The sequence below is a fragment of the Thermococcus sp. JCM 11816 genome, from assembly GCF_055396515.1.
The window spans coordinates 1,796,942-1,819,116 of the sequence record NZ_AP043741.1 but is presented as its reverse complement, the minus strand read 5'-3'; the positions used below and the strand labels follow the sequence as shown (position 1 = coordinate 1,819,116).

The 22,175-nt window shown below is 54.8% G+C and carries 31 protein-coding genes; 2 read left to right on the top strand and 29 right to left on the bottom strand.

Annotation, left to right across the window (positions count from 1 at the left end):
• Positions 1–3: 3 nt before the first annotated feature.
• From ACZ5TN_RS10090 to ACZ5TN_RS09970, 25 genes are all read right to left on the bottom strand, one after another.
• Entirely contained in the window at positions 4–456 is a 453-nt protein-coding gene (locus tag ACZ5TN_RS10090) for a 50S ribosomal protein L19e (RefSeq protein WP_011250474.1), read from the bottom strand.
• Between the two features lie 4 nt (positions 457–460).
• Positions 461–841 (bottom strand): 50S ribosomal protein L32e, encoded by a 381-nt coding sequence (locus ACZ5TN_RS10085; RefSeq protein ID WP_054839844.1) that lies wholly within the window; start codon positions 839–841, stop codon positions 461–463.
• Positions 842–857: 16 nt separating this feature from the next.
• Positions 858–1,412, bottom strand: a complete 555-nt coding sequence (locus tag ACZ5TN_RS10080; protein ID WP_011250476.1) for a 50S ribosomal protein L6 — start codon at positions 1,410–1,412, stop codon at positions 858–860.
• Between the two features lie 10 nt (positions 1,413–1,422).
• Positions 1,423–1,815, bottom strand: coding sequence for a 30S ribosomal protein S8 (locus tag ACZ5TN_RS10075; protein WP_011250477.1), 393 nt, complete (start codon positions 1,813–1,815; stop codon positions 1,423–1,425).
• A gap of 11 nt (positions 1,816–1,826) precedes the next feature.
• Entirely contained in the window at positions 1,827–1,997 is a 171-nt protein-coding gene (locus tag ACZ5TN_RS10070; RefSeq protein WP_011250478.1) for a 30S ribosomal protein S14, read from the bottom strand.
• Position 1,998: 1 nt separating this feature from the next.
• Entirely contained in the window at positions 1,999–2,550 is a 552-nt protein-coding gene (locus tag ACZ5TN_RS10065) for a 50S ribosomal protein L5 (protein WP_011250479.1), read from the bottom strand.
• Positions 2,551–2,563: 13 nt separating this feature from the next.
• Complete coding sequence (locus tag ACZ5TN_RS10060) at positions 2,564–3,295, bottom strand: 30S ribosomal protein S4e (RefSeq protein ID WP_464916645.1); 732 nt, start codon at positions 3,293–3,295, stop codon at positions 2,564–2,566.
• A complete protein-coding gene (rplX, locus tag ACZ5TN_RS10055) occupies positions 3,295–3,660 on the bottom strand; it encodes a 50S ribosomal protein L24 (protein WP_464916644.1) in 366 nt (121 codons plus the stop codon). Before rplX ends, ACZ5TN_RS10060 begins: the two co-directional genes overlap by 1 nt.
• A gap of 11 nt (positions 3,661–3,671) precedes the next feature.
• Positions 3,672–4,097, bottom strand: coding sequence for a 50S ribosomal protein L14 (locus tag ACZ5TN_RS10050; protein WP_011250482.1), 426 nt, complete (start codon positions 4,095–4,097; stop codon positions 3,672–3,674).
• A gap of 3 nt (positions 4,098–4,100) precedes the next feature.
• Complete coding sequence (locus tag ACZ5TN_RS10045) at positions 4,101–4,445, bottom strand: 30S ribosomal protein S17 (protein ID WP_011250483.1); 345 nt, start codon at positions 4,443–4,445, stop codon at positions 4,101–4,103.
• Entirely contained in the window at positions 4,442–4,819 is a 378-nt protein-coding gene (locus ACZ5TN_RS10040; protein ID WP_367884345.1) for a ribonuclease P protein component 1, read from the bottom strand. The genes ACZ5TN_RS10045 and ACZ5TN_RS10040 overlap by 4 nt, the downstream gene beginning before the upstream one ends.
• Positions 4,705–4,971: a stress response translation initiation inhibitor YciH gene (yciH, locus tag ACZ5TN_RS10035; protein ID WP_232500643.1), complete on the bottom strand. Its 267-nt coding sequence runs from the start codon at positions 4,969–4,971 to the stop codon at positions 4,705–4,707. Before yciH ends, ACZ5TN_RS10040 begins: the two co-directional genes overlap by 115 nt.
• A 36-nt stretch (positions 4,972–5,007) precedes the next feature.
• Positions 5,008–5,208, bottom strand: a complete 201-nt coding sequence (gene rpmC, locus ACZ5TN_RS10030; RefSeq protein WP_011250486.1) for a 50S ribosomal protein L29 — start codon at positions 5,206–5,208, stop codon at positions 5,008–5,010.
• Positions 5,195–5,824, bottom strand: coding sequence for a 30S ribosomal protein S3 (locus ACZ5TN_RS10025; protein ID WP_011250487.1), 630 nt, complete (start codon positions 5,822–5,824; stop codon positions 5,195–5,197). The genes rpmC and ACZ5TN_RS10025 overlap by 14 nt, the downstream gene beginning before the upstream one ends.
• 5 nt (positions 5,825–5,829) lie before the next feature.
• Positions 5,830–6,300 (bottom strand): 50S ribosomal protein L22, encoded by a 471-nt coding sequence (rplV, locus tag ACZ5TN_RS10020; RefSeq protein WP_011250488.1) that lies wholly within the window; start codon positions 6,298–6,300, stop codon positions 5,830–5,832.
• A 10-nt stretch (positions 6,301–6,310) separates the two neighbouring features.
• Positions 6,311–6,712 (bottom strand): 30S ribosomal protein S19, encoded by a 402-nt coding sequence (locus ACZ5TN_RS10015; protein ID WP_464917621.1) that lies wholly within the window; start codon positions 6,710–6,712, stop codon positions 6,311–6,313.
• Positions 6,713–6,717: 5 nt separating this feature from the next.
• A complete protein-coding gene (locus tag ACZ5TN_RS10010) occupies positions 6,718–7,437 on the bottom strand; it encodes a 50S ribosomal protein L2 (RefSeq protein WP_011250490.1) in 720 nt (239 codons plus the stop codon).
• A gap of 13 nt (positions 7,438–7,450) precedes the next feature.
• Complete coding sequence (locus tag ACZ5TN_RS10005; protein ID WP_054839833.1) at positions 7,451–7,711, bottom strand: 50S ribosomal protein L23; 261 nt, start codon at positions 7,709–7,711, stop codon at positions 7,451–7,453.
• Positions 7,712–7,717: 6 nt separating this feature from the next.
• Positions 7,718–8,485 carry a 50S ribosomal protein L4 gene (rpl4p, locus tag ACZ5TN_RS10000; RefSeq protein ID WP_011250492.1) on the bottom strand — a complete coding sequence of 256 codons (768 nt, stop codon included), beginning with the start codon at positions 8,483–8,485 and terminating at the stop codon, positions 7,718–7,720.
• 10 nt (positions 8,486–8,495) lie between these two features.
• Complete coding sequence (locus ACZ5TN_RS09995; protein ID WP_464916643.1) at positions 8,496–9,536, bottom strand: 50S ribosomal protein L3; 1,041 nt, start codon at positions 9,534–9,536, stop codon at positions 8,496–8,498.
• A gap of 1 nt (position 9,537) precedes the next feature.
• The gene (locus ACZ5TN_RS09990; protein ID WP_011250494.1) at positions 9,538–10,308 is read right to left on the bottom strand and encodes a putative RNA uridine N3 methyltransferase; all 771 of its coding nucleotides are present in this window, start codon (positions 10,306–10,308) and stop codon (positions 9,538–9,540) included.
• 621 nt (positions 10,309–10,929) lie between these two features.
• Entirely contained in the window at positions 10,930–12,306 is a 1,377-nt protein-coding gene (locus ACZ5TN_RS09985) for an ATP-binding protein (RefSeq protein WP_464916642.1), read from the bottom strand.
• A gap of 63 nt (positions 12,307–12,369) precedes the next feature.
• A complete protein-coding gene (locus ACZ5TN_RS09980; RefSeq protein ID WP_464916641.1) occupies positions 12,370–13,512 on the bottom strand; it encodes an RNA ligase in 1,143 nt (380 codons plus the stop codon).
• A 149-nt stretch (positions 13,513–13,661) separates the two neighbouring features.
• Positions 13,662–14,210 carry a 50S ribosomal protein L16 gene (locus ACZ5TN_RS09975; RefSeq protein ID WP_011250497.1) on the bottom strand — a complete coding sequence of 183 codons (549 nt, stop codon included), beginning with the start codon at positions 14,208–14,210 and terminating at the stop codon, positions 13,662–13,664.
• 93 nt (positions 14,211–14,303) lie between these two features.
• Positions 14,304–15,467: an MFS transporter gene (locus tag ACZ5TN_RS09970; RefSeq protein ID WP_464916640.1), complete on the bottom strand. Its 1,164-nt coding sequence runs from the start codon at positions 15,465–15,467 to the stop codon at positions 14,304–14,306.
• Positions 15,468–15,630: 163 nt separating this feature from the next.
• Here ACZ5TN_RS09970 and ACZ5TN_RS09965 point away from each other — a divergent pair, with 163 nt between their 5' ends.
• On the top strand, positions 15,631–16,788 hold the full coding sequence (locus tag ACZ5TN_RS09965) for a pyridoxal-phosphate-dependent aminotransferase family protein (RefSeq protein ID WP_464917620.1): 1,158 nt from the start codon (positions 15,631–15,633) through the stop codon (positions 16,786–16,788).
• Positions 16,789–16,867: 79 nt separating this feature from the next.
• On the opposite strand, the gene ACZ5TN_RS09960 is transcribed toward ACZ5TN_RS09965, so the two are convergent.
• Positions 16,868–17,449 carry a P-loop NTPase family protein gene (locus ACZ5TN_RS09960; protein WP_464916639.1) on the bottom strand — a complete coding sequence of 194 codons (582 nt, stop codon included), beginning with the start codon at positions 17,447–17,449 and terminating at the stop codon, positions 16,868–16,870.
• A 212-nt stretch (positions 17,450–17,661) separates the two neighbouring features.
• Here ACZ5TN_RS09960 and ACZ5TN_RS09955 point away from each other — a divergent pair, with 212 nt between their 5' ends.
• Complete coding sequence (locus ACZ5TN_RS09955; protein WP_464917619.1) at positions 17,662–18,561, top strand: asparagine synthetase A; 900 nt, start codon at positions 17,662–17,664, stop codon at positions 18,559–18,561.
• Between the two features lie 2 nt (positions 18,562–18,563).
• Here the strand turns inward: ACZ5TN_RS09955 and ACZ5TN_RS09950 are convergent, their stop codons facing one another.
• Genes ACZ5TN_RS09950 through ACZ5TN_RS09940 form a run of 3 tightly spaced genes read right to left on the bottom strand, consistent with a single transcriptional unit; the run spans position 18,564 to position 22,133 of the window.
• Entirely contained in the window at positions 18,564–19,394 is an 831-nt protein-coding gene (locus ACZ5TN_RS09950; RefSeq protein ID WP_464916638.1) for a Dph6-related ATP pyrophosphatase, read from the bottom strand.
• 49 nt (positions 19,395–19,443) lie between these two features.
• Positions 19,444–21,705, bottom strand: a complete 2,262-nt coding sequence (locus tag ACZ5TN_RS09945; protein ID WP_464916637.1) for a 6-pyruvoyl-tetrahydropterin synthase-related protein — start codon at positions 21,703–21,705, stop codon at positions 19,444–19,446.
• The gene (locus ACZ5TN_RS09940) at positions 21,702–22,133 is read right to left on the bottom strand and encodes a hypothetical protein (protein WP_143598702.1); all 432 of its coding nucleotides are present in this window, start codon (positions 22,131–22,133) and stop codon (positions 21,702–21,704) included. Before ACZ5TN_RS09940 ends, ACZ5TN_RS09945 begins: the two co-directional genes overlap by 4 nt.
• Between the last annotated feature and the right edge of the window lie 42 nt (positions 22,134–22,175).

The window sequence follows — 22,175 nt, the reverse complement described above, 5'->3', positions numbered from 1 at the left end:
ACCTCACTCCTTCAAAATACCGTGCTCCTGCATGAACATGTAGAGCTGCCTCTTGTTCTTGAACTGGCCGCCCTTGGCACGGATGTAGAGCCTCCTATAGGTGTGGGCATCGAGCTTGCCCTCGGCCTTAAGCTTCCGGAGCTCCTTCCTGAGGGCCCTTATGGTCATCATCCAGACTTCCTTCTTGCCCATCCTGGCGGTCTTCTTGCCCTTCTTGCTTCCTGGACCACGGTGGCGGCCCTTCTTCCTGGCCTCCTGGAAGGCCCTAGCCCTGGCCCTGCTCTGGCCCTTGATAGGCTTCTTCTTGATGACGCCGTCGTGGATGAGCCTCTTTATGTCCTCCCTCGTTATGGCGGCAGCAACGTCCTCAATCCTCTCGGGGTCGATCCATATCCTGTTCTCGCCACACTTCAACAGCTCGGCTGCAATTCTCCTCTGGGTCTTGAGCATGATCATCACCTCACGGGTTGAGAACCTTCACTCCGAGCTCCTTGGCTCTGGTGAGTATCATCTCTCTCTTCCTGGCGCCGACTGTTCCCGCTATCCTGGCGGCCTGCCTGGTCGGGTCTATGGCCTCAAGATCCTTGACGTTGTGGACGAGGACTTCCTCGTAGCCGCTCGGGTGGAGCCCGCGAACTGCTTTGGGTGAGCTCCATCCGATGCTCGGTGAGCGCGGCTTGCCCTTCTTCTTGAGCCTCATCTTGCTGTCGATTCCCTTAGGCCTTCTCCACTTCGGGTCGTTCTTGAACTTCGGGTACCTCCACCACTCCTGGCGGAGGAACCTTGGCTTCTTCCTCTTGAGCTTGGCCCTTATCCTCAGGAGTCTCGCCTTTTCGTTCATCTCTCACACCTCACCATCAGAACTTTATCGGCTTGCCAGCCTTCTCAACTATGTAGATACCGTCCTGGAAGACACGCCTGTCCCACTTGGTTATCCTCGTGGCCTGCTCGATGTTCGCAGCTGTCTGACCGACGGCTTCTTTGTCAATGCCCTCAACCTCGATCTCGCTTCCCTTGACCTTGACGGTAACACCCGGAAGGATCTTGGCCCTCCTCGGGTTCTTCTCACCGAGGAAGTTCTCGATGACAACCTCATCGCCCTGAACCTTAACGGTCATCGGGAAGTGGCTGTAAACCACTTTAAGCCTGTACTTGAAGCCCTCGGTAACGCCCTTGATCATGTTGTTGATGTGGGCCTTGAATGTTCTCACGATGGCGACGTCCTTCTTCCTTGGAAACTCCTTGTAGATGACGACCTTACCGTCCTCGGTGAAGATTTGAACGCCGGGGTACTTGAGCTCCCTCTGAAGCTCTCCCTTCGGCCCCTTGACCTTGACGGTGTTACCCTCGACGGTGACCTCGACTCCCTCTGGTATCTCAATCTCCTCACGAATCCAAGCGTCCACCGGCATTTTTCTCACCTCAGTAGACGTAGGCTATCAGCCTGCCGCCGATTCCCTTTTCGAGCGCTTCCTTGTGGGTCATAACACCCTGGGACGTTGAGACGATGAGGATACCGAACTCGAAGGCTGGAAGGAACCTCTTCTCCCACTTCTCGTAGTCCCTGGCCTTGACCGGGAAGCGCGGCTTTATTGCGCCGGCCTTGTTGATCTTACCTATGAGCTGAACCCTGTATATACCAGCCCTTCCGTCGTCGATGAGCTCGAACTCGCCGATGTAGCCGTTCTCGAGCATAACCCTGAGAACCTCACCGATGAGCTTCGAGGCGGGCTTGATGTAGACCTCCTTCTTCCCAACTCTCTCGCTGTTCGTTATGTGTGAAAGCGCGTTTGCCAGAGGGTCAAGCAGAGTCATCTTCTCTCACCTCACTCATACTTCTTGAAGCCGAGCTTCGGGGCGACCTCGCGGAAGCAGTGCCTGCAGAGCATAAGGCCGTGTATCCTGATTATCGGCCCGTACTGGCCGCAGCGCATGCACCTTCTCGCTCCCTTACCAAACTTCCTCGGCTTCCTCTTGTTGTAATCGGCCTTCGCCATCTCACAATCCCTCCACCTTAGCCTTGAGCTCTTCCATAGCGAAGACTATACCCTCTTCCTTAGTCAGCTTGTGCTTGGTCGGTATCTTCCTCCTCTGCCTCTTCCTCTTGGCGACCCTAAACCCTGGCCTCTCGAGGGTGACGCAGACATCCATACCGAAGATACCGATCTCGGGGTCGTACTCGACGCCCGGTATGTTGATGTGCTCCTGGATTCCAAAGCAGAAGTTTCCGTGCTCGTCGAAGTTGCTCGCTTTGAGCTTTCTGTCAACGGCCTCAAGGAGCCTGTCGAGCATCTGGTAGGCCTTCTCTCCACGGAGGGTGACCTTGACCGCTATCGGCTCGCCCCTCCTGATTCCGAAGTCCCTGTTGGTCTGCTTGGCCCTCCTCCTTATCGGCTTCTGGCCGACGAGCTGCTCAAGCATGGTCTCGGCCTTGGTGAGCCTCTCACCGCTCTCGCCAACACCTATGTTTATCGTGACCTTGGCTATCCTCGGCTTCCTCATCGGGTGAGCTTCCCAGTCAGCCAGGATTGCCTCTCTGTTGATCTGCATCTCATCTCACCTCTCACGGAAGGGAAATCTCAGGCTTGTCCTTACCAATGACGAAGGCGTACTCCTTCAGGGTGTCGAAGAGCTCGCCGTTCTCGTCCTCGATTGTAACGACGTCGGGCCAGCCCATCGGGAACTGCCTGACCTCGACGATCTTACCCTTTCTGGCAACGTTCTTACCCTGGGTAACGAAGACGTAGGCACCGACCTCGAACGGGAGCACCTTGACTATCTGCCTCTCCGGAACCTGCATTATGACAGTGTAGGAGGTCTTGTAGGCGTCCTTCTCGGCAAGGCTGACGAGGTGGTTGCTTCCGTCGTGGAGGTTTAGCTGAACCTTAGCGCCCTTGACCATCCTCTTGTTGTCGATCCTGAAGGGCTTGAGCTTGGCCTCTTCCTCGCTTATCGGGTGGAGTATAAGCTTGCCTATCCTGTTCGGGAGAACCCTGTAGTGCTCACCCGTCTCTGGGATTGAGACGACGTCCATGATTCCAACGGGGAACTTGTAGTCCTTCCTGACCCTGCCGTCAACGAGGATCTTGCCCTCGTTGAGGATCTTCCTGGCTTCCCTGGCGGTCTTGGCGTAGCCGAGGTAGTCCCTGACTATGTAGATCAGCGGTATGGAAGTCTTCATGCTGTGCGGACCCGGACTGGGCCTGACGGCCCACTTGTAAGCCTTCCTGTGAATGTACCAGGAAGTCGGAGCGGCAAGCCTCTTAAGGTGCCTCTTCGGACCCTTCCTCGCCATCAAGCAGCCCTCCTCTCAATTATCTTCTCTCTCTTTTCGTCTTCGAGGTTGAGCTCAACAATCATGACGTTCGAGGGGTGGAGCGGGTAGAAGACCTCGGTACCGTCGGTCTTCTTGTGGGTAACGCCCTCAACGTGAATCCTGTACCTCTTGAGGTCAACCTCCACGACCTTACCCTCGACGCCCTTGAAGTCACCGCGCATAACCTTGACCTTGTCGCCAACCCTAATGGGCAGGTTTCTCACTCCGTACTTCTCCCTAAGCTCCTTGCTGAGGGGGGCGCTCATTATCTTGCCCCTCAGGTGAAGGGGAGCGTTGTAGAGGAACTTCCTCTGCTTCCTCGGCTGCTTCATATCAAGCTTCATCTCATCTCACCTCACAGCACTATGCTCGCTATACTACCGAGCCTGACCCACCTCTCGGCGGCTTCCCTCGCTATTGCACCCCTGATTTCGGTTCCCCTCGGGACACCTTCGGGAGTGACTATCGCAGCCGCGTTGTCCTCGAACTTAACGCGCATGCCGTCGAGCCTCCTGTACTCCTTCCTCTGCCTGACAACGACGGCCCTGACGACCTGGTGCCTCATGTCGGGCCTTCCCTTCTTAACGGTGGCGACGACCATGTCACCAACGCCAGCGGCCGCGAGCCTCCTCCTGGTTCCCTTGTATCCAACGACGCCTATGATCTGAATGACCTTGGCACCGCTGTTGTCGGCAACCTTGAGGTAAGCACCTATCGGGAGGGCGCGCGTCGGCCTGACGGGGCTAATACCCCTGGTTGCACCAGCACCCTTCTTGGCCATGCATCACACCTCCTCAGCCCTCTCGGCCCTCTGGAGGACGGCCACGACGACCCAGCTCTTGGTCTTGCTTATCGGCCTGGTCTCGGCTATGAGCACTTTGTCGCCAACTTTAGCGTTGATGCACTCTGGGTTGTGGGCGTGAACCTTGCTCTTCCTGAGCTCGTATCTCTCGTATTTCTTGAGGTAGTGGTAGTACTGCCTCTCGACGACGACCGTCTTCTTGCCCTTGTCGCTAACGACTATACCCTCAACGTATCTACCGTGTATCTTGAGGTTCCCGTGCCAGGGGCACTTGGGATCGTTACAAACCTCAGCGGGAGGCTGAACCCTCAATCCAATCTCTCTCATTTCCGCCACCTCTTTTTGAGTCTCATCTCGGGTCTTCCCACCAGATCCTTTCCGTTGACACGGATTTTTTCATTGCCAAGGTCAAACTCGATCTCGACCACGTCCTTCGGGACTATCCAGACCCTATCTCCCACCAGGACGAGAGTGTTCCTCGTCTCATCAAGGACGTAGCCCTCGATGCCGACCAGCTCTGGATGAGATGCCCTTATAACCTTTGCTTTAAGGCCTATCAGCTCGTGCCAGATTATGTTTTTCCGGGTCACTCGACCTCTATGAGCTCCTCTGAAAATCCAAGCTCTGCCAGCAACTTCTTGACCCTGTCTCTGTGGTCTCCCTGCAGTTCTATCCTTCCGTTCTTTGCCGTTCCGCCGCATGCCAGCTTCGCCTTAAGCTTTTTTGCGATGTCCTCAAGGTCGAACTCCTTCTCATCTATGCCCTCGATTATGGTCTTGAGCTTGCCGTAGCGGGCCCTCTCCACGTAGACCCTTATCCTCTGCTGCTCCTTCAGGACCTCCTTAAAGAGCATCTCATCCAGAGGGTTCACAATCCTCGGCACCTAACCTCACCTTTTCTCCCTAAGCTTCTCCCTCTTTATGGTAAGCAGGCGCGCGATATCGCGCCTGAGGTTGCGGATGACCATGGGGTTCTCCATGGAGGCCCCCATGGTGAGCACGCCACGCTCCTTGGCCAGTTCGAGGCGGAGCTCCCTTATCTTCTTGTCGATCTCCTCGATGCTCATCTCCCTAATCTCACTGGGCTTCATTGGCGCTCACCTCTTCCTCAACGATCTCCTTAATCTCGATCTCATCCGGAAGCTTAGCGTCGGGCGGCATGATGGAGACCTTAACACCGATGACACCGAGCTTGAGCTGAGCCTGGGCGTAACCCCTGCTGACGAGGGTCTCGGCCGGGTTTCCGACCTTAGCGAGGTAGCCCTGGTAGAACCTGACGCTCTTGGCCCTCTCACCGGTGAGCTTTCCGCTGAGCCTTATCTCAACGCCACGAGCACCGTTCCTCATGATGGCCCTGATGGCAGAGTAGGCAGCCCTCCTGAAGTGGATGCCCCTCTCAAGGGCCTGGGCGAGCCTGACGGCCTGAACCTTGGCGTTGAGGTAGGGGTTCTTGATCTCCTCGACCTCGATCTGCGGGTTCTCAAGGCCGAACTGCTTCTCAAGGATCCTCGTGAGCTCCCTTATCCTCCTGCCACCCCTTCCGATAACGTAACCGGGGTTGGCGGCGAAGATGGTGACCTTGGTTCCGAGGGGAGTCTTCTTTATGTCGAGGCCGCCGTAGCCGGCCCTCCTAAGCTCCTTCTCGAGGAACTCGTCGATGAGCATCTCCTTAACGCCTTCCTTGATGAAGTACCTCTCGATCGCCAAAGGTCTCACCTCCTAATCTCCTCGACGACTATCTCTATGTGGGTGGTCTGCTCGTTGAACGGTGTGGCCCTACCGAAGGCCCTCGGGATGTATCCCCTGAGGACTGGGCCCCTGTGGGCTGCGGCGTGGATTATCTTAAGCCTGTCAACATCAAGGCCCTTCTGCTCGGCGTTGTTCTTGGCGTTGAGGAGTATCTTCTTGACTGCCTTGGCGACCTTGACCGGGTACCTTCCTGGGCCAAAGCCCTTGCCCGGCTTGTGGCCCTGGCTGTCGTTGAAGCGCTTCATCGGAACCGGCCTCTTCTTGGCTATGACGTCGTCGAGGTAGCGGAGAGCGTCGTTGAGCATCATGCCCCTTATCTCCCTGAGGAGCTCGACGCTGTGCTTGGGTGAAATCCTGAGGTCCCTTCCGCTGGCCCTCGCCATCCTCTCGGGGTCAAAATTTTGGAATGAGTAGGAAAACCTGCCCCTGCTCATCTAAACCACCTCACTTGACCGCCACGAACATCGAGGACCTTGTAGCACCGACACCAGGTGAGCCGTGCTGGACGACCTTCCTCGTCATGGCGAACTCGCCGAGGTAGTGGCCGATCATCTCCTCCTTGATCTCAACGGGAACGAACTCCTTTCCGTTGTAGACGTGGATGGTCATGCCCACCATCTCGGGGAGGACTATCATGTCCCTGCTGTGGGTCCTTATCGGCTTGCTGTACTTGCCCTTCTTAGCGAGCCTTATCTTCCTGAGGAGCTTCTTCTGCTCAGGTGAAAGGCCCCTCTTGAGGCTCCTCCTCTGCCTGCTCGGGAGGAGCTTTGCGAATTCCTCCAGTGACATGTTGAGAAGCTCATCAAGGGTGTAGCCCCTATACCTAAACTCCTTCTTTCTCGCCATCTTCATCACTTCCTCCTACCAGTTCTTCTCGCGGCTATGTGACCAACCTTCCTTCCGGGCGGAGCGCGCCTTGAAACGGTTGATGGCCTTCCAATGTGGTGCTCCTTACCACCGTGCGGGTGGTTGACGGCGTTCATCTTGACACCCCTCGGCTTCGGCCAGAACCTGTTCCTGGCCTTGGCTATGTAGTAGGCCTTTCCTGCCTTGACGATCGGCTTCTCAAGCCTTCCACCGCCGGCAACGACACCGATGGTGGCCCTGCACATCGGGTTGAAGGCCTTGAGCTCACCGCTCGGGAGCTGAACTATGACCTTGTCCTTCTCCCTGCTGACGACGAGCGCGTAGGTTCCTCCGGCCCTGACGTACTTTCCACCGTCGCCCGGAACTCCCTCGATGTCGTAAACGTAAGTACCCTCCGGGATCTTGGCGAGCGGAAGGGTGTTGCCGATTGCTATCGGGGCCTCGGGGCCGATGTAAATCTCCTGCCCGACGAGGACTCCCTCGGGGGCTATGATGAGCTTCTTGGTGCCGTCCTCGAACTTAACCCTCGCGACCGGGGCGGTCCTGCCCGGGTCGTGGAGTATCTCCTCAACGACGCCCCTGAGTGTCCTCTCCTGGACGAGGTTGAGCGGGACGTACCTAACGGCGCCCCTGTACCTGTGTGAAGGGGCCCTAAATGTGGTGGTTCCCTTACCTCTCCTCTGCTGGATCAGACTCTTTCCCATCTCACTCACCCCTTCAGAACAATCCCAATCTGGCAGCTATCTCACTTGCATCGTACTCAGGCTTGAGCTTCACGTAGGCCTTCTTCTCGCCCTTCATGGTCACGAGCGTGTTGACCTTCTCGACCTTGACGTTGAACATCTCTTCCACGGCCCTCTTGATGTCCTGCTTGGTGGCCCTCCTGTCAACTATGAAGGTGAGCTTGTTCTCCCTCTCGATGAGGGAGACGGCCTTTTCGGTAACGAGCGGCCTTATGATGACCTTGTACGGATCCATCTCTCATCACCCGTAAATCTCCCTAAGCCTCTCTATGGCACCCTTGGTCCAGATCGTAAGCCTTCCCGGGTGGGTACCCGGTGCGAGGTACTCAACGCCGAGGTTGTCAACAGTTACAACGTCAACGCCCGGGTGGTTCCTCGCTCCCTGGACGATGCCCTCGTTCTTGGCAACGACGATGAGCGGACCCTTGGCCTTCTTGTACCTCCTTCCGCGCATCTTGCCCTTTCCTGCCCTGATCTTGGTGTTCTTCTTGGCCCTCTCGATGTCGTCCCAGACGCCGAGCTTCTTGAATATCTCCCTGGTCTGGGCGGTCTTGAAGACCTTCTGCAGGTCGTCGGTAACGACGAGCGGGATCTGAACGACGTTGTCAACCACGTGACCCCTAGCCCTGACGAGGTCGTAGTTGGCCGTTGCAGCTATGGCGCTCATTATGGCGAGCCTTCTCTCCTTCTTGTTGATGTCCTCCCAGATTATCTTCTCGACCTTGGGCGGATGGGTCCTCCTTCCGCCAACGGCGAACGGGACGAAGGCGGCGAACCTCGGTGAGGTCTTTATCCTCTCAACCCTTGCCATTCCGTGGCCTTTTCCAATGTTCTCGGTGACGCGCCTCTTACCCGCCTGCGGGTCCCTTCCCTGCGGCTGAATCCTGTGAGTCCAGGAAGCGATGACAGCCCTCCTTATGAGGTCCGGCCTGAAGGGGGTGCTGAACACCTTGGGAAGCTCGATCTCTTCAACGGGCTCGCCTTCGAGATTGAAAACCTTGACCTTCATCTATCTCACCTCACTGCTTGGACTCCCTACTGACGTAGGTTATCTGCGGCCTCTCAACCGGCGGCCTCTTCTTAGGCGGCCTTATAGCCGGCCTGACCCTTATTATCCTCTTGAATGAGCCTGGAATCGTACCCTCGATCATGAGGAAGTCGCTCCTAACAATGCCGTAGTGCGGGAAGCCGCCCTTCGGGGTGATCTCGATCTCGTTTCCGTCGAGAACCAGCTTGCCGTTCTCACCTATGGCGATGAGCCTCTTGTTGAACTCGGTCCTGTGGTGGAAGCCCATCTGACCGGCCTGCGGAACGGTCCACATGACCCTTGCCGGGTGCCACGGACCGAGGTTACCGATGTGCCTGCCCTTGCCAGCCCTCTGGGCCTTGTGGAACTGCACCTTGACGCCCCACCTCTTGACCGGGCCCTGGGTTCCCTTACCCTTGGTGACGGCTATGACGTCGAGGAGCTCGCCCTCGTGGAGAACCTCCCCGGCGCGAAGCTCCTTGCCAATCTTCTCCTTGGCGTACTCAAACTTGGCCTTGACGTCGTCGCCACCGATGGCGTACTCCATAACCTCCGGCTTCTTCTTGAGGCCGATGAGCCAGGGCTGGGTGTGGACGAGAAGCCTGACGTCGGCTATCTCGCCATCGTTGACGAGGTCCTCAAGCTGGCCGAGCTTCGCCTGGAAGGCCTCCTCGTTGTAGTTCTTCGGCAGGGTCTTTATCCTCCTGGCCACGTTCTTGTGGAGGTCGTGGAACCAGACCTCGGTGGCCGTTTCAAGGCCGAGGTATCCCTGCTTGTAGGCCCTTATACCGTAGACGAAGAGCGGCGGAACCTCGACTATGGTGACCGGCACGAATATCTCCTTGCCCTTGGTGAGCCCTGGGCTGTCGTCGATCATGAGGATGTGGGTCATGCCAGCCTTGTAGCCAGCGAAACCGAGCATCCTGACTTCACTGTCCTTTGGCCAGCTCCTAATCCTGGGCACTATGCTCTTTGCCCTCTTCCTCGGGGAATATGCCAGTGAACCTCTCCTTGGCCTGTGTATTTTTCCCATCTCAATCCCTCCTTATGAGATTAAATATCGCGAGGGTTGCAAGCAATGCCTCCTCGGTGCGGACCGTTTCAGTCCGCTGATTTGGAATGGTGTTGAGGATTAGATGGAACTCAAACTTCTCCTCGCCGAGGAGCTCCATCACGCCTTTCCTCGGTGAGCCGAACACGAAACCGACCTCCCCCTCGAGCGGGGGGATCTCAACCTCTCTTATGTCGCGACCCTTCCTCGAGGTCGCGATGACCAGATCAAGCCCGGCCTTTTTAAGTGTTTTCGCCAGCGACTTCCTCGTGAGGTGAACCCTGTAGCCCCAGTAGTCCTCCGGTTTTGTCGGGACGACCCTCAGAGGTCTCGTCGAGACGATTTTGAACGTTGCGCGCCCTTCGACGTTCCCTTCAACGACCGCCAGCTCGTCGAGGCCGATGTCCGCGTAAGTTCTTTTCCCCCTTCTGAAGGCGAAACCCTCTCGGATTTCGCCGACCCTTGGCCTTCCCTTGAGTTTGTGGTGCGGCGTCCTCAGCGGCGGTATCACTCCCACGTACTTGAGCTCGGGCATCAGCGGGAACAGCCTCTTCCTGAGGTACTGGGGGGTCTCCGCGTACTCGAGGACGGTCTTGATGAACTTTCCGTCCCTGCCGCCGGCCCTGTAAATCCAGATGTGCTCAACGCCGAATATTGAGCAGGCCCTGGCTACCTGTCCGACCTTGTACGTTCTGATCTTTGGGTCGTCGGTCTCTTCGAGGAGCGAATCGGGAATGAAGACGTGCCAGGCCATTTTTCCGTCATCCTTTGATGTGGTAGCTCCAATGCTGAACTGGGGTCTATGGAGACTATTTAAAAGGCTTTCGAACCTTTCCACCCTCTTTTGGGTTGAGGAGTGTGAAATTTTTTTGCAAAGGAAACTTTGCAGGGCAAAGTTTCATCAAAGAGTGAATGTCCTTTTGAGCGCCCTGCGTTCAGTGATTCTCAATCATTAATTGGCAATTCTCAAGGGTTTACTCACAATATAACGCCCAAAGGGCGTTAAAAAATAAGAAAACCCGCACTTCTCCGCCCATCTATCAAGAGAATCTAACCGTATCAAGCCAATCCTCGGAGACATTCAAACTTTGGTGAAGCTTTTCCCAAAAGCTTCCTGCGCGACGTTGAAGCTTCGCTTCAACGCACGGGACGATAGTCCCGTTGAGTTTGATCAAGGTTCGTAGCTCATCCTTAAAAAGCTAGATTTCACGCGATTTTCTTCTTTGGAAAGCCAGTTTGAACATGAAAACACTTGAAATACCTTAGTTGTGTTGGTTTTAACTCCAAAACCAACGCCCAAAGGGGCGTCAAAAGAAAAATTAAAAAATTCCTGAAAGCATCCGACGAACGGCAAGAGCGACAAGGGAACCACCCCTTAAACTTGGGTCTTTGAGGAAATAAGCCTTTCGAAGTCTCCTAAATCCCATACTAACCAGCCATCATCCCTGAGCTCTTCCTTTCCCTCGACGCTTTTAGCCACAAGCCCATAGCTCTTCTCCCATCCATCGAGGCCCGTAAGCTCGGCCTTCCTCTCCAAGTCCTTCAAAACCCCCCTCGCTTCCCTCTCTTTGAGCTCCTTCCACTTAACCTCAACGAACAGCGCCTTCTTTTCACGCTCGTTGAGGGCAACGAGGTCAATCTCCTCGCCCTTGTGCCACCAGCGGCCGAAGCGGTGGTACAAGCTGGGAAGGTGCCCCTTGGCCGAGAGCATTATCAGGAACTCCCTCGCAACCTTTTCGAAGGTAGTCCCCAGGTAGGTGTTGAAGTTCTTCCTGAAGTCCTCTATGGCGGGCTCAGGATTGAGGCCCTCAATGTCCTCATAGTGCGGGCTGACGAAGCGGTAGTAGAAGCGGAAGTACTCATCCTCGATTGTGTAGATCCCCCTCTTCGAGACCCTTTTGGTGACCGGAACCTCGCGCTTGACTATTCCAAGATCCTGGAGAACCCGAAGGTAGGCCGGAAGGTCCTTCGCCTCCATCATCGCGTACTGGGAGATCTCGGTGAGCCTCGTCTTCCCCAGGGCTATGGCCTCGATGATCTGGGCGTAGGTCGTCGGGTTTCTAAGCTCCTCCATTAGCAGAAGCCTCGCCTCGTTGAAGAGGAAAGCCGTTGGCTCAAAGAAGTTCGCGATTATCTCCTCGTCGCTCCCGTCCTTTAAGAGCTCCATGTACCTCGGAACTCCCCAGGTGACGCCGTAGAGGCGGACGAGCCTCTCAAAATCGCTCCCGTACCATTCCACCATGTCAAAGAACCTGAAGGGCTTCAGCTTCATTATACCCCTGGCCCTGCCGTAGAGGGGAGCCTTGTAGCCCAGAACCTCCCGCTCCATCATCCCCACACTTGAGCCCGAGAGGATGAGGGTGACCTGGGAGTCCTTGATTATGAGGTCTACTATCTCCTGGAACACTGAAACTATGGGTCTGTAGGCCTCTATGAGATAGGGAAACTCATCGATTACCACTACGAGCTTTCCCTGCTTTGTAAGGAACCTAAAAGCGTCCTCAAAGCTCCCGAACCTCACTGGCATACCAATGAACTCGCTCACTTCCTCCGAGAACCGTTCGAGGTCCTTTTCATACCCCCTCTGAGAGCACAGGAAGTAAATCCCCCTCTTGCCCTCAAGGAACTTTCTAAGGAGTGTTGTTTTCCCAACTCTCCTCCGCCCGTACACTACAATCAGGTTTGCCCCTCTGTTGTAGAGCTCCTCCAGCACCTCAAGCTCCCGTTTTCTGTTCACGAATTTACGGATCATAATTATAATAACCGTGATTCGAATATTTAAACCTTTCCCAGCTTGGAAATGAATGGAAATCCTTCAGTCCACGAACGCCAGCCCGTTCCACAGCTCCCTGATTTCCCTCGTCGCGTCTGGGTAAACGCGCTTGAAGGTTATCCTCCAGTAGCCGTTGCCGAGGTCTTCGATGTCCTCGATATGTATCTTAACCCCCAGCCTCTCAAAGTGGGTCACCATCTTGTGAGCGGTCGTTATGTTCTTGACGCGAACGGTGAAGGTCTCGTCAACCTCGCCGCCGTTGGCAACTTCATGAATGCTCTCGACGAAGGGCCTCAGGAGGGCAGTGCCGAGGGCCTTTGCATAGTTTTCGAACTCCTCTCCCTTGACGTGATTTTCAGCGAGATAGAAGGCGAGCCTCTTTATCCTCTGCATGAAGTAGCCGTGGGGTAAGTCGAAGAAGATGTGTGAGCCTATCTTTATGTCGTTGATGTTGGCGTAGGGAGTGACGTACTTCGCGATTCTCTTCATGTCGGGGCTTTTCATAACTATGCCCTCTCTTTTTTCCTCGCTGAGCCGCTCGATGAGCTCTTTCAGCTCCCCAACCTTGGAAGAGTCGTAGAGGCCGAAGCGCTCCACCTGCGGGATTCCGTACTCCTCGGCCAGCCTGTACCTTTCCTCCGCCGGAAGACTCCTCCCGGTTCCCTTCTCCTGGATGTCGAATAGGAAAAACTGAATGTCCTCTTTGACGTATGGCGGCCCCTCGACGAGGTAGGGGCTTTCAGGCCCGGCCATCTCACCGACCAGGATGAGGTTTGGATAGTCCTTGAAGAAGTCGAAGTTCACGAAGTCCTCAATCCTCTCGGTCGTGAAGGGGCAGACGAAGCCGCCCCTCGTTATCGCAAGAATCTTATCCTTTACCTTGACGACGCGGACATTGTACCCATCAACCTTCTCCTCCACGTAGAAAGGTTTGTTCTTGAAAACGCGCCTTATTCCGTTCTCGAGCTGGACAACGCGCTTTATGTGCGGAAACCCGAGAACAGCTTCCCCAGTTTCGAATACCACAGTTCCCCTCCTAAAGTTCCTCGCTGAATCCCTGAAGCGGACGTACCTGATTCCCTCGAACTCGTCCTCGGCTAAGGCCCCCTTTCCTTCAAGGACTTCCAGCCTTTCCTCTGGAAGGCCCAGCTTGAGGAGCAGGTTCCTAAAGTACGAGCTTACCATTCTCTCACCACCAGTAAGTATGGCAGCATCATTAATAATCATTATTATGAATCTGCATCACCCAGCAACACAAGACAAAACGTGAGGACTGAAGGGCAGTACAGAACTCGCTTTAGGGATAAAGCATAGAAAAGTAGGGAAAAGTCGGTTCAGAGCTTCATCGTGGAGAGAACCTTGGTGGTAACGTCGTTGCCTTCCTTGTCGTAGATCCTGTAGTAAGCGCTGTACGGAAGCTTCATCTTGGCCCTGTGCATGGCACCGAGGGCGAACTTGAGGTGCTGGCCGTTCACCCAGACGGTGAGTATCTTCTGGTCCTTCCTGACGCGAGCAGCTAATCCAATCGGCTTTCCGAAGGGCCTGCGCATACCGTTTCCGTAACGGTCGGCCTTCCTTCCAGTAGCCATCGGGTTCTCACGGAGAACCTGGAACGGGTAAACCCTTATCTTGAAGTGGTAGTTGCTCCTACCAACGTTCTTCTGGAGGTACCTGTTGACCTGGATACGGATGGCCTCGAGGGCGTTCTGCCTGATCTGCATGGCCTGCTCGGCGTGAAGGCTCACCTCGTACTCGAACTCGGCTGAGAGGTTGCCCATGTCGAAGATCGTTATCTTCGGACCGGGGGCACCGCGGATGTATTCCCTCCTCGTGTAAGCGGGCTTGTCAACGTCCCTATCAATCTTTGCTGGCCTAAGTCCCATACTCTCACCTCCAAATGAGCGTAAGTTAAAGCCTAAACTTAGCTGGCCATCGCTTTTATAAAAGTTTTGGATGGCGAGATCTCAACAGAGTCCTTACTCCCTCCCACCTTTAAGCTTAACGGCCTGAATTAGAAGGGCCAGCGAGACCGGCGTAAACGCCAGGAGCGCCCCGTTCAAGGTAACCCCAATGGGGATTTCTCCTATTGAATACGCAAGGCCAAAGAGAACCCCTCCGATGAAAGTCGATAGGTTCTGGACACCGTTAACCCCGCCTATGGCTAGGGAAGAGCGGTGGTAGCTGGCAAGCACCTTCCTGGATATGGGCCTAAAGCTCTGGAAGGCGAAGAGCGCGAGGAATATTCCGAAGAAAACGGTGAACGATGTTTTAACGGCCGCGAGGATCGGCGAAATCCCGGCAAGTACGGCCGTCAGCTTTACCATCCCAACCTCGCTGACCTTGTCTGCGAACCAGGAGGAGAAGTAGCTGAGAAGGGAAGCGAAGAAGCCAACCCACCCCAGCAGGGTCGCGGTAGTTGCCTTTTCCAACCCAAGGGCCTCGGAGACGTAGACGTACGTTATCTCTCCGGAGGTAAACGCCACTATAACTGCCATCAGGGAGGCTATCACGAGAACCTTCCCGGGATCAAGGGAAGGCCTTTGGGAGCTCTTTTTCTCCCTTTTCGGTGCTACCCAGTCGTTCAGGAGGATGTAAGCGATTATCATTATCAGCCCGGTCAGCACAAAGAAGACAGAAGATACCCACATCTGGCCAGAAAGTCCCAAATCTATCGTGTAAGCATAAGCATAGTTGCCAATGAGGGAAGCGATGCTGCCGAAGAAGAAGTAAACGGCCGTAACCCGGGCCCTTATCTCCCGTGGAGTTGCCACGGCAACGACGAACTGGGCCATGGGCCAGCTGAGGCCGTTGAGAAAGCCGTTGAGGAGCTTTATTCCAGCGACCTGAATCCAGTTAGAGGTGAGGGGATAGAGGTGCACAGCCAGGGCGTTCCCCATCATGGCTATTCCGCCGATGTGGAGGAGGGACTTCCTCTTCTCAAGGAGGAGACCACCGAACACCGAGGAAAAAGCCCTCGCCAGAACAAAGGACATGGAAACTATTGAAACCGCCAGCATGCTCGCGCTGAGCGTGTCCCTCGTGTAGAAGGCTATGGCGGGTGTGGCGAGACGAAAGGCGAGAGTGCCGGTGAAGGCAGAGAGCACGAGCAGGACGATGCCGGCGAGTCTTCTCCGTTCCATCAGACCACCGACTGAACGTTTGAGTACCTGTTTAAAAGTCTTGGGTGGAGTGAATGAAATTCTCATTAAAGATGAAGTTTCCGATTAACTTTCGGAGAGCCTTTGATAGGTCTAAAGCAAACCCTTTTTACCCCCTTGAGCAACTAAGGGCGAGGTGATAACTATGGAGCTCCACTTTGACATGACCTATGAGGACGCCTACAGGGAAGTTTACGAGATGGTGAAGCCGAAGTACAAGCTCTTTACAGCCGGTCCCGTCGCGTGCTTCCCCGAGGTTCTCGCTATTATGAGCGTCCAGATGTTCAGCCACCGCTCTGCCGAGGCGAAGGCCGTTCACGTTGATACACTCGAGAGGCTCAAGGCCTTTCTTGAGGCCGACAAGGGGGAGATAATACTCTTCCCGAGCTCCGGAACGGGCTTCATGGAGGCAGCAGTCAGGAATACAATTCCACGCGGCGGAAAGGTTCTCGTCACGGTTATTGGAGCGTTTGGAAAGCGCTTTGCGGATGTTGTGAACGCCAACGGAAGGGAAGCCGTTATCCTTGAGAAAGAGCCTGGAAAGGCCATAAAGCCCGAGGAACTCGACGATGCCCTCAGGAAAAATCCAGACGTCCACGCGGTTACGATAACCTACAACGAGACCTCAACCGGTGTCCTCAACCCGCTCCCCGAGCTGGCCAAGGTGGTTCAGGAGCACGACAAGCTCCTCTTCGTCGATGCGGTCTCAGCTATGGGCGGAGCGGACATCAAGTTCGACAAGTGGGGTCTCGACATGATATTCGCGAGCTCTCAGAAGGCCTTCGGCGTCCCGCCGGGACTGGCCGTAGCGGCTGTCAGTGAGAGAGTCTTCGAGATAGCCGAGAAGATGCCGGAGCGCGGCTGGTACTTTGACTTGCCCCTCTACAAGAAGTTCAACGAGAAGAAGAAGGGAACGCCCTCAACCCCACCGCTCCCGCAGATATTCGGTCTCAACGTCGTTCTCAGGATAGTTGAGAAAATGGGCGGCAAGGAAGCCTGGCTCGACATGTACAGGAAGAGAAGCGAGATGATAAGGGAGGGCGTGAAGGAGATGGGCCTCGGAATCCTCGCCGAGCCGGGCTACGAGAGCCCCACTATTACAGCTGTCGTTGTCCCGGAGGGAATGAAGGGAGTTGACGTTTACAACGCGATGCGCGAGCGCGGCTTCGAGCTTGCCAAGGGCTACGGAAGCGTCGCCGAGAAGACCTTCCGCATTGGCAACATGGGCTACATGACCTTCGACGACATAAGGGAGATGCTCGACAACCTCAGGGAAGTTATCGAGGATCTCAAGAAGAAGTGATTCCACTTCTCCCTCTTTTCCCCTTCTTATCTCCCAGATTGAAGAATTTGGCTGAAGTACGAGAAAAGAAAATCGATGGTTAAAGAATCTGGATAAGCTCCCCGTCCTTGACCTTGTAAATCCTGTTTATCTTCCTGACCCCAGTCCTCCAGTCCCTCGCCAGCTCGACAACCACGTCAAACCTGTTGAACGTATCCTCGTCTATCCTGAGCCAGTGCATAACCTCGCCTTTGATGTCATCAGTCAGTGCGAGTGACGTCACAATAAACGCGTAGTCGTCTATGAGGGTTTTGAGTATCTTCGCAACATCAACAGTATGAACCGTATCGATGACAACGTAGTCCGGGTTGATGCGCCTTATTTTCTCTATGACTTCAGAAGTTCTAACATCCGTAGAGCGCCTGTCGAACTCCGTGTCAATAACCTCGATGTTGGGCCTGAAGGGCTTGAACTCGCCGTAGGCCGTGATGACTGCGATCTTCCATTCGTCGGGGACGTAGTGAAGGAGAGCCTCAACGAGCTTTGTCTTTCCGCTCCTGCTCGTTCCAACTATGAGGATGTCCTTTTTTTCGAGAACTGCCTCCCTGAGAACTTCCAGCTGTTCGGGCCTTGCGGAACCGTACCTGACGAGGTCTTCGGGGGTAAAGATGTAGACTCCCATGATACCACCGATTTTAGTTGTTTCTCAGTGGTTATAACGATATCGAGTCTCAAAACCCGGAAAAGATTGAACACTGCTATCCTGATTGGCACTACATTCTTGTCTTTATGTCAAAAATTTAGGAAATAATCTGTTAAAATTGGCCCAAATGACAGTTATTTTTGGATAAAAGACATAAAGAAGAAGCGCTCAATTATCCACCGGTGATGCTCATGAACGCAGTCCAGATGGTAAGCAGGAGAATAGAACCCGTTGTTAGGGTGCAGACCGAGGCCATAAGATACCTCACCGGCGAGCTGACTTCCAGAGGGTTTAGGTGGCTATTACCAGTCATGCTCAGCTCGATAACAGACCCGCTCTGGCCCGACCCGGCCGCGAGCAAGATGAGGGCGCCCGAGATTGAAGCGTATGGCAGTAAGCTGAAGCTCATGCACAGCATGATCCTCCATAAGCAGTTTGCGGTAGCGATGGGTCTGGAAAAGATATTCGTCCTCTCGCCAAACATCAGGCTTGAGGAAAGGGAAAGTGATGACGGAAGGCACGCCTACGAGTTCACCCAGCTCGACTTTGAAATAGCCCACGCCAGCATGGACGACGTTATGAGGCTGGTAGAAGAACTAATCGTGGGCCTGTTCAGGGAGCTCAGGGGGCCAGTGTGGGAAACTTTTGAAAGAGAACTTCCGAGAATAAAGCGGCCCTTCAAACGCTTTACCCTTGAAGAAGTTATTGAGGAGTTTGGCAGTGAAGAGAAAGCAAGCAGAGAGATGGGCGAACCCTTCTGGATAACAGACATACCAAGGGAGTTCTACGACAGGGAAGTCGATGGAGTCTGGAGGAACTACGATCTCTATCTCCCGGAAGGCTACGGCGAGGTCTCCAGCGGCGGCGAGAGGGAGTGGGAGTACGAGAAGATACAGAGGAAGATCAGGGACGCGGGGCTGAGCGAGGAGGCCTTCAGGCCCTACCTCGAAGTTGCCAGGGCCGGGATGCTCAAGCCGAGTGCGGGGGCCGGGATTGGCATCGAGAGGCTGGTCAGGTACATGGTCGGGGCGAAGCACATCGCCGAAGTTCAGCCATTCCCGAGAGTGCCGGGAATTCCGGCGGTGATATGAGCTTACCGTTCAATTTTTCCGTCAAGGTTCAGCTTTTTCAGGACGATTTCCCACTGCTCCTCGGGGACTTCGGGGGGAGCGGTAAGCTTCTCAGCCCTCTCCCTGTCCATTAAGCCGTACCTCACGAGGGCCGCTATCCTTCTGTGCTCAAAGGAGTGCCCGTGAACCTTGTAGTAGCGCTCAAGAGCCGGGCCAAGAACGAGGCAGTTGGTCGTGTAGCCTGGGAGCTCGGGGAACTCAAAGGGGAGCTTTTCCAGGATTTCAAACCTCTCGCGCTCCGTCATCAGGGAGAGGAGCCTTATCTGGACAACACCACCGCTCATGAGCCTGTAGGGCTTGTGGCCGAAGGGGAGCTCATGGCCGGTGATGATGTAGCGGTAGCCGTTTTTCAGGGCGTACTTTCGGAGTCTCTCCATCGTCCTCCTCGAACAGGCCCTGCAGGGACTTTGGGCCTTCAGCAGGGCCTCCCTGAAGATGTCCGAGTAGTCGTAGCGGAGGATTTTGAAGGGGACTCCAAGGGCCTCGGCCATCCTCCGGGCGTTCTCGATGGCTTCCTCCGCCATTAACCCGTGGTCTACCATTACAGCCTCAAGCTCCGGGACTTTGTAGACTTCCTTCGCCAGATAAAGGGCAACGACGCTGTCCTTCCCTCCAGAGTAAGCCACGATGGCCCTATCAACTTTCTCCATCAGCTCATCAAGTTCTCTTCTGATTTTCTCCCTGTCAAAGGGATGCTTTAGATAAACCTGGCACTCCCTACATATCGGCTTTCCGTTGATTATGTCTATCGTCGCAGTCCTCTCATCATGAATGCAGATTGAACACTTCAGCACCACTAACCCCCACTCGGTCGGTGAATGGGGGTCTTAAAAACACTTCTCTTTAACTTGATTCGTTTGTCACCACCTTTAACCTGCGCCTCCAGAAGAACTCGACCAAGAGGTACGCGAGGACAACCACCCACCCGATTGCAGAATAGGCCCTAAGGCGCATAAACGGGTCGCGGAACTCGGCGTCCACCGTGGATTTCCCCGAGACAGTAATCAGCGTAAGCCCCGTGCGGTCGTCCCTAATTGGTTCCACAAGCTTTCCGTTCACCCTAATTTTCCAGTGGGGGTAGTAGCTCTCGGATATCCGCACAAGCATCGGTCTCGACGGTGAGAGTCCAAGCGAGTACTCACCGTCCGATCTGGAAAAGAGCGTGTAGTTCAGGCTTCCATCGATCCCTGCGAGGCCGAAGATCAACTCCGCCTCCTTCTTTGAGTTCCAGTAGAGGCTGTGGTACAGGAGGTTGCCCCCAACGAGGTAGAGGGTGCCGTTTCCAAGCTTCACCAAACCGATCATAGCCTTATCCCCAACCGAGAGGAGCGGCGTCACGTTCTCAAAGACGGGACCGTACCAGGGCATTCCCTCGTACTCGAAGGGGGCAAAGATCGAGACGTTGAAGACATCAGAGCTTAGGCGAGAATTATCAATGCGCTCCATTACGCCGCACACACCAAAGAGGCATCCGCTCCCCTCGGGAACCCATACGACCGTACCGCCGTTCCTCACGAAGTTCCAGAGAAGATCCTCCTCTTCCTTTGACGGGTTTCCAGCGTAAACAACGCCAACGGAACCTGGTGGAATCGCAGCAAGGTTAGACGGATCCTCAAAGTAGGCGTAGTCCACCGGGAGGTCATAGAAGTTTCCAAGGAGCACTGCCCCAACGGGTTCAACGAAACTGACGTTGGAGGTGTAGATCCAATAGTTACCTATCCTCTCAATCCGAGAATAGTCTTTCACAGTGACGTTGATGGACGCCATCAAAAACTTCGCAGCGTAGATCTTGAGGTATAAGGATGCATCATTACCAGTGGACAGAGCATACCACATCCTAAGGTGTCCCTCTTCTGCGGGATCCCCCTCGTGGTACCATCCGTTTAGAGTAGATTTACCCGTAAGAACGGGCAGGTAGCTATGGTGTGAAACACCCGGATGCACTACAAACCTCCAATCTTCCCCTGGCTGTTCGCGGAGGAACTCGGCGACCTCCATCAAGTCCCCGGGATAAGGCGGGATGGGCTCGGCATAGGGCAGTGCACCGAAGATCAAAATGCCCACAGATAAGGCTCCAGCAACGAGCCTCCACTTAAGTTCTACTCCCGTTAAGGCGTCGGCAACGATGAGGGGAACCAGCAGGTTGACCATGTCCATCCATCTATACTGGGGTATCATCGAGAGAACCGGAAGGGAATGAATCCATGGGGTCGGCGAGTAGTACCCGAGCGCGAGGTAGATATAAAGTGCGATGAGGCCAAGGGTGCGGCGCTGGAGAGTCCCCCTGAAATAAGCAACGATAAGGAACGCTGAAAAGACGGCGGTTGATGCTATCCCCACCGGCTCAAGAAAGCGCGAAGGCGACACGCTGTAACTCTTGAAGAGCCAAGAATACTGGTATATCTTCCAAAAGTTTGTCCATTCTCTCTCTAAGAGGAATGGGACGTACCAAAAAGATGTAAGTGCCACGACGATTCCGCCGACCTTGAAAAAGTTTGAGAGAACGCGGGTTTTCCTGAAGTTTTCAAAGAGCAGTACGAGACCAGTGATAACGAGCGGAACCATGGCCGAGTGATGGATCAAAGAGATAACCGAGATCGCCACGGCGGATGCCGCCAGGTACCTTTCACGAATGTCAACCGCCCAGAGAAGTGCGAGAAGAAAGAGGGGAAACAGGTTTATTGAGTTGGCCCTCGGAAAGTTGGCCTCGATATATGCAACTCCAAGGTGCCAGGGAAAGAGCAGAAAAACAACGGGAGCAACGTACGGCTCGCGTCCGGTCCTCCTCAGGTAGAAGTGTAGCGCGACCGCACCCACGAACGAGGTCAGCATCAGGGTTGCGGCGTATCCCCTTATATCGCTCCCGAGCAAGATGCCAAGGAAAGCCCCTATGAGGTACGACAGGGGAGGATAAAATCTGAGGAACGGAAAGCCTGAGTACCAGTCTTCAATCCACGGCTCCCACCCATCGCTCATGAGCTTGTGTATCTTGAATAGATGACCGTTGCCGTCCGTATTGAGGGCCGGGGGAGACGGAGCAGTGAACAGCGGGAGGTATAAGAGCACCGCAATTACCGCCAGAAGGATGAAGTAGGCTCTCCTCAAGACGATCCCTCCAGGAGTTCGACGAGCTCAACAAGCCCCTCCAGGTTCGAAGCGAAGAACGTTGAGTGCCCATCGGTGCCAAGCCAAAGTCCCCTAACAACCTTCAGGATTTCAACCCTCCCCCAAGAAGCATCTATGAAGCCGCTCGGCACGCCTTTAACTGGAACGTTGGCGACACCTATTATCACCGCCTTTCGAAGGTGCTCTTCGTGGAGGATGAGGTCACTGAGAACGAATTTCAATAAATCAGGTTCAAACCACACCGTTACCGTGTTTTCGGGATAATGACAAACGAGACGTACGTTCCCGCCGTCAACTGAGTACTCGGCTAGGTACCTGTCCCTGCCCTGCCAAGCACTCACCCTGTTCTCCCTCAGAAACTTGTCCAGGAACTTCACAAGGTAGGCAACGTTTCTTATTTGTACCACCGCCATTTCAACCAGTAGGTATTTTAAGCACCTCAAATAAAA

What these genes read in the sequence shown, in the direction of transcription:
- ACZ5TN_RS09975 (WP_011250497.1), bottom strand. Translation starts at nt 14,210, where the DNA reads ATGGGACTTAGGCCAGCAAAGATTGATAGGGACGTTGACAAGCCCGCT.
- rplX (WP_464916644.1), bottom strand. Translation starts at nt 3,660, where the DNA reads ATGAAGCTTGATATGAAGCAGCCGAGGAAGCAGAGGAAGTTCCTCTAC.
- ACZ5TN_RS10010 (WP_011250490.1), bottom strand. Translation starts at nt 7,437, where the DNA reads ATGGGAAAGAGTCTGATCCAGCAGAGGAGAGGTAAGGGAACCACCACA.
- ACZ5TN_RS10015 (WP_464917621.1), bottom strand. Translation starts at nt 6,712, where the DNA reads ATGGCGAGAAAGAAGGAGTTTAGGTATAGGGGCTACACCCTTGATGAG.
- ACZ5TN_RS10050 (WP_011250482.1), bottom strand. Translation starts at nt 4,097, where the DNA reads ATGGCCAAGAAGGGTGCTGGTGCAACCAGGGGTATTAGCCCCGTCAGG.
- ACZ5TN_RS09995 (WP_464916643.1), bottom strand. Translation starts at nt 9,536, where the DNA reads ATGGGAAAAATACACAGGCCAAGGAGAGGTTCACTGGCATATTCCCCG.
- ACZ5TN_RS09955 (WP_464917619.1), top strand. Translation starts at nt 17,662, where the DNA reads ATGAACGCAGTCCAGATGGTAAGCAGGAGAATAGAACCCGTTGTTAGG.
- ACZ5TN_RS10080 (WP_011250476.1), bottom strand. Translation starts at nt 1,412, where the DNA reads ATGCCGGTGGACGCTTGGATTCGTGAGGAGATTGAGATACCAGAGGGA.
- ACZ5TN_RS09985 (WP_464916642.1), bottom strand. Translation starts at nt 12,306, where the DNA reads ATGATCCGTAAATTCGTGAACAGAAAACGGGAGCTTGAGGTGCTGGAG.
- ACZ5TN_RS09980 (WP_464916641.1), bottom strand. Translation starts at nt 13,512, where the DNA reads ATGGTAAGCTCGTACTTTAGGAACCTGCTCCTCAAGCTGGGCCTTCCA.
- ACZ5TN_RS10075 (WP_011250477.1), bottom strand. Translation starts at nt 1,815, where the DNA reads ATGACTCTGCTTGACCCTCTGGCAAACGCGCTTTCACACATAACGAAC.
- yciH (WP_232500643.1), bottom strand. Translation starts at nt 4,971, where the DNA reads ATGCTCTTTAAGGAGGTCCTGAAGGAGCAGCAGAGGATAAGGGTCTAC.
- rpmC (WP_011250486.1), bottom strand. Translation starts at nt 5,208, where the DNA reads ATGAAGCCCAGTGAGATTAGGGAGATGAGCATCGAGGAGATCGACAAG.
- rpl4p (WP_011250492.1), bottom strand. Translation starts at nt 8,485, where the DNA reads ATGAAGGTCAAGGTTTTCAATCTCGAAGGCGAGCCCGTTGAAGAGATC.
- ACZ5TN_RS10085 (WP_054839844.1), bottom strand. Translation starts at nt 841, where the DNA reads ATGAACGAAAAGGCGAGACTCCTGAGGATAAGGGCCAAGCTCAAGAGG.
- rplV (WP_011250488.1), bottom strand. Translation starts at nt 6,300, where the DNA reads ATGAGCAGGGGCAGGTTTTCCTACTCATTCCAAAATTTTGACCCCGAG.
- ACZ5TN_RS10090 (WP_011250474.1), bottom strand. Translation starts at nt 456, where the DNA reads ATGATCATGCTCAAGACCCAGAGGAGAATTGCAGCCGAGCTGTTGAAG.
- ACZ5TN_RS09965 (WP_464917620.1), top strand. Translation starts at nt 15,631, where the DNA reads ATGGAGCTCCACTTTGACATGACCTATGAGGACGCCTACAGGGAAGTT.
- ACZ5TN_RS10065 (WP_011250479.1), bottom strand. Translation starts at nt 2,550, where the DNA reads ATGCAGATCAACAGAGAGGCAATCCTGGCTGACTGGGAAGCTCACCCG.
- ACZ5TN_RS10070 (WP_011250478.1), bottom strand. Translation starts at nt 1,997, where the DNA reads ATGGCGAAGGCCGATTACAACAAGAGGAAGCCGAGGAAGTTTGGTAAG.
- ACZ5TN_RS10005 (WP_054839833.1), bottom strand. Translation starts at nt 7,711, where the DNA reads ATGGATCCGTACAAGGTCATCATAAGGCCGCTCGTTACCGAAAAGGCC.
- ACZ5TN_RS09960 (WP_464916639.1), bottom strand. Translation starts at nt 17,449, where the DNA reads ATGGGAGTCTACATCTTTACCCCCGAAGACCTCGTCAGGTACGGTTCC.
- ACZ5TN_RS09990 (WP_011250494.1), bottom strand. Translation starts at nt 10,308, where the DNA reads ATGGCCTGGCACGTCTTCATTCCCGATTCGCTCCTCGAAGAGACCGAC.
- ACZ5TN_RS10060 (WP_464916645.1), bottom strand. Translation starts at nt 3,295, where the DNA reads ATGGCGAGGAAGGGTCCGAAGAGGCACCTTAAGAGGCTTGCCGCTCCG.
- ACZ5TN_RS10040 (WP_367884345.1), bottom strand. Translation starts at nt 4,819, where the DNA reads ATGCGGCGGAACGGCAAAGAACGGAAGGATAGAACTGCAGGGAGACCA.
- ACZ5TN_RS10045 (WP_011250483.1), bottom strand. Translation starts at nt 4,445, where the DNA reads ATGAGAGAGATTGGATTGAGGGTTCAGCCTCCCGCTGAGGTTTGTAAC.
- ACZ5TN_RS09970 (WP_464916640.1), bottom strand. Translation starts at nt 15,467, where the DNA reads ATGGAACGGAGAAGACTCGCCGGCATCGTCCTGCTCGTGCTCTCTGCC.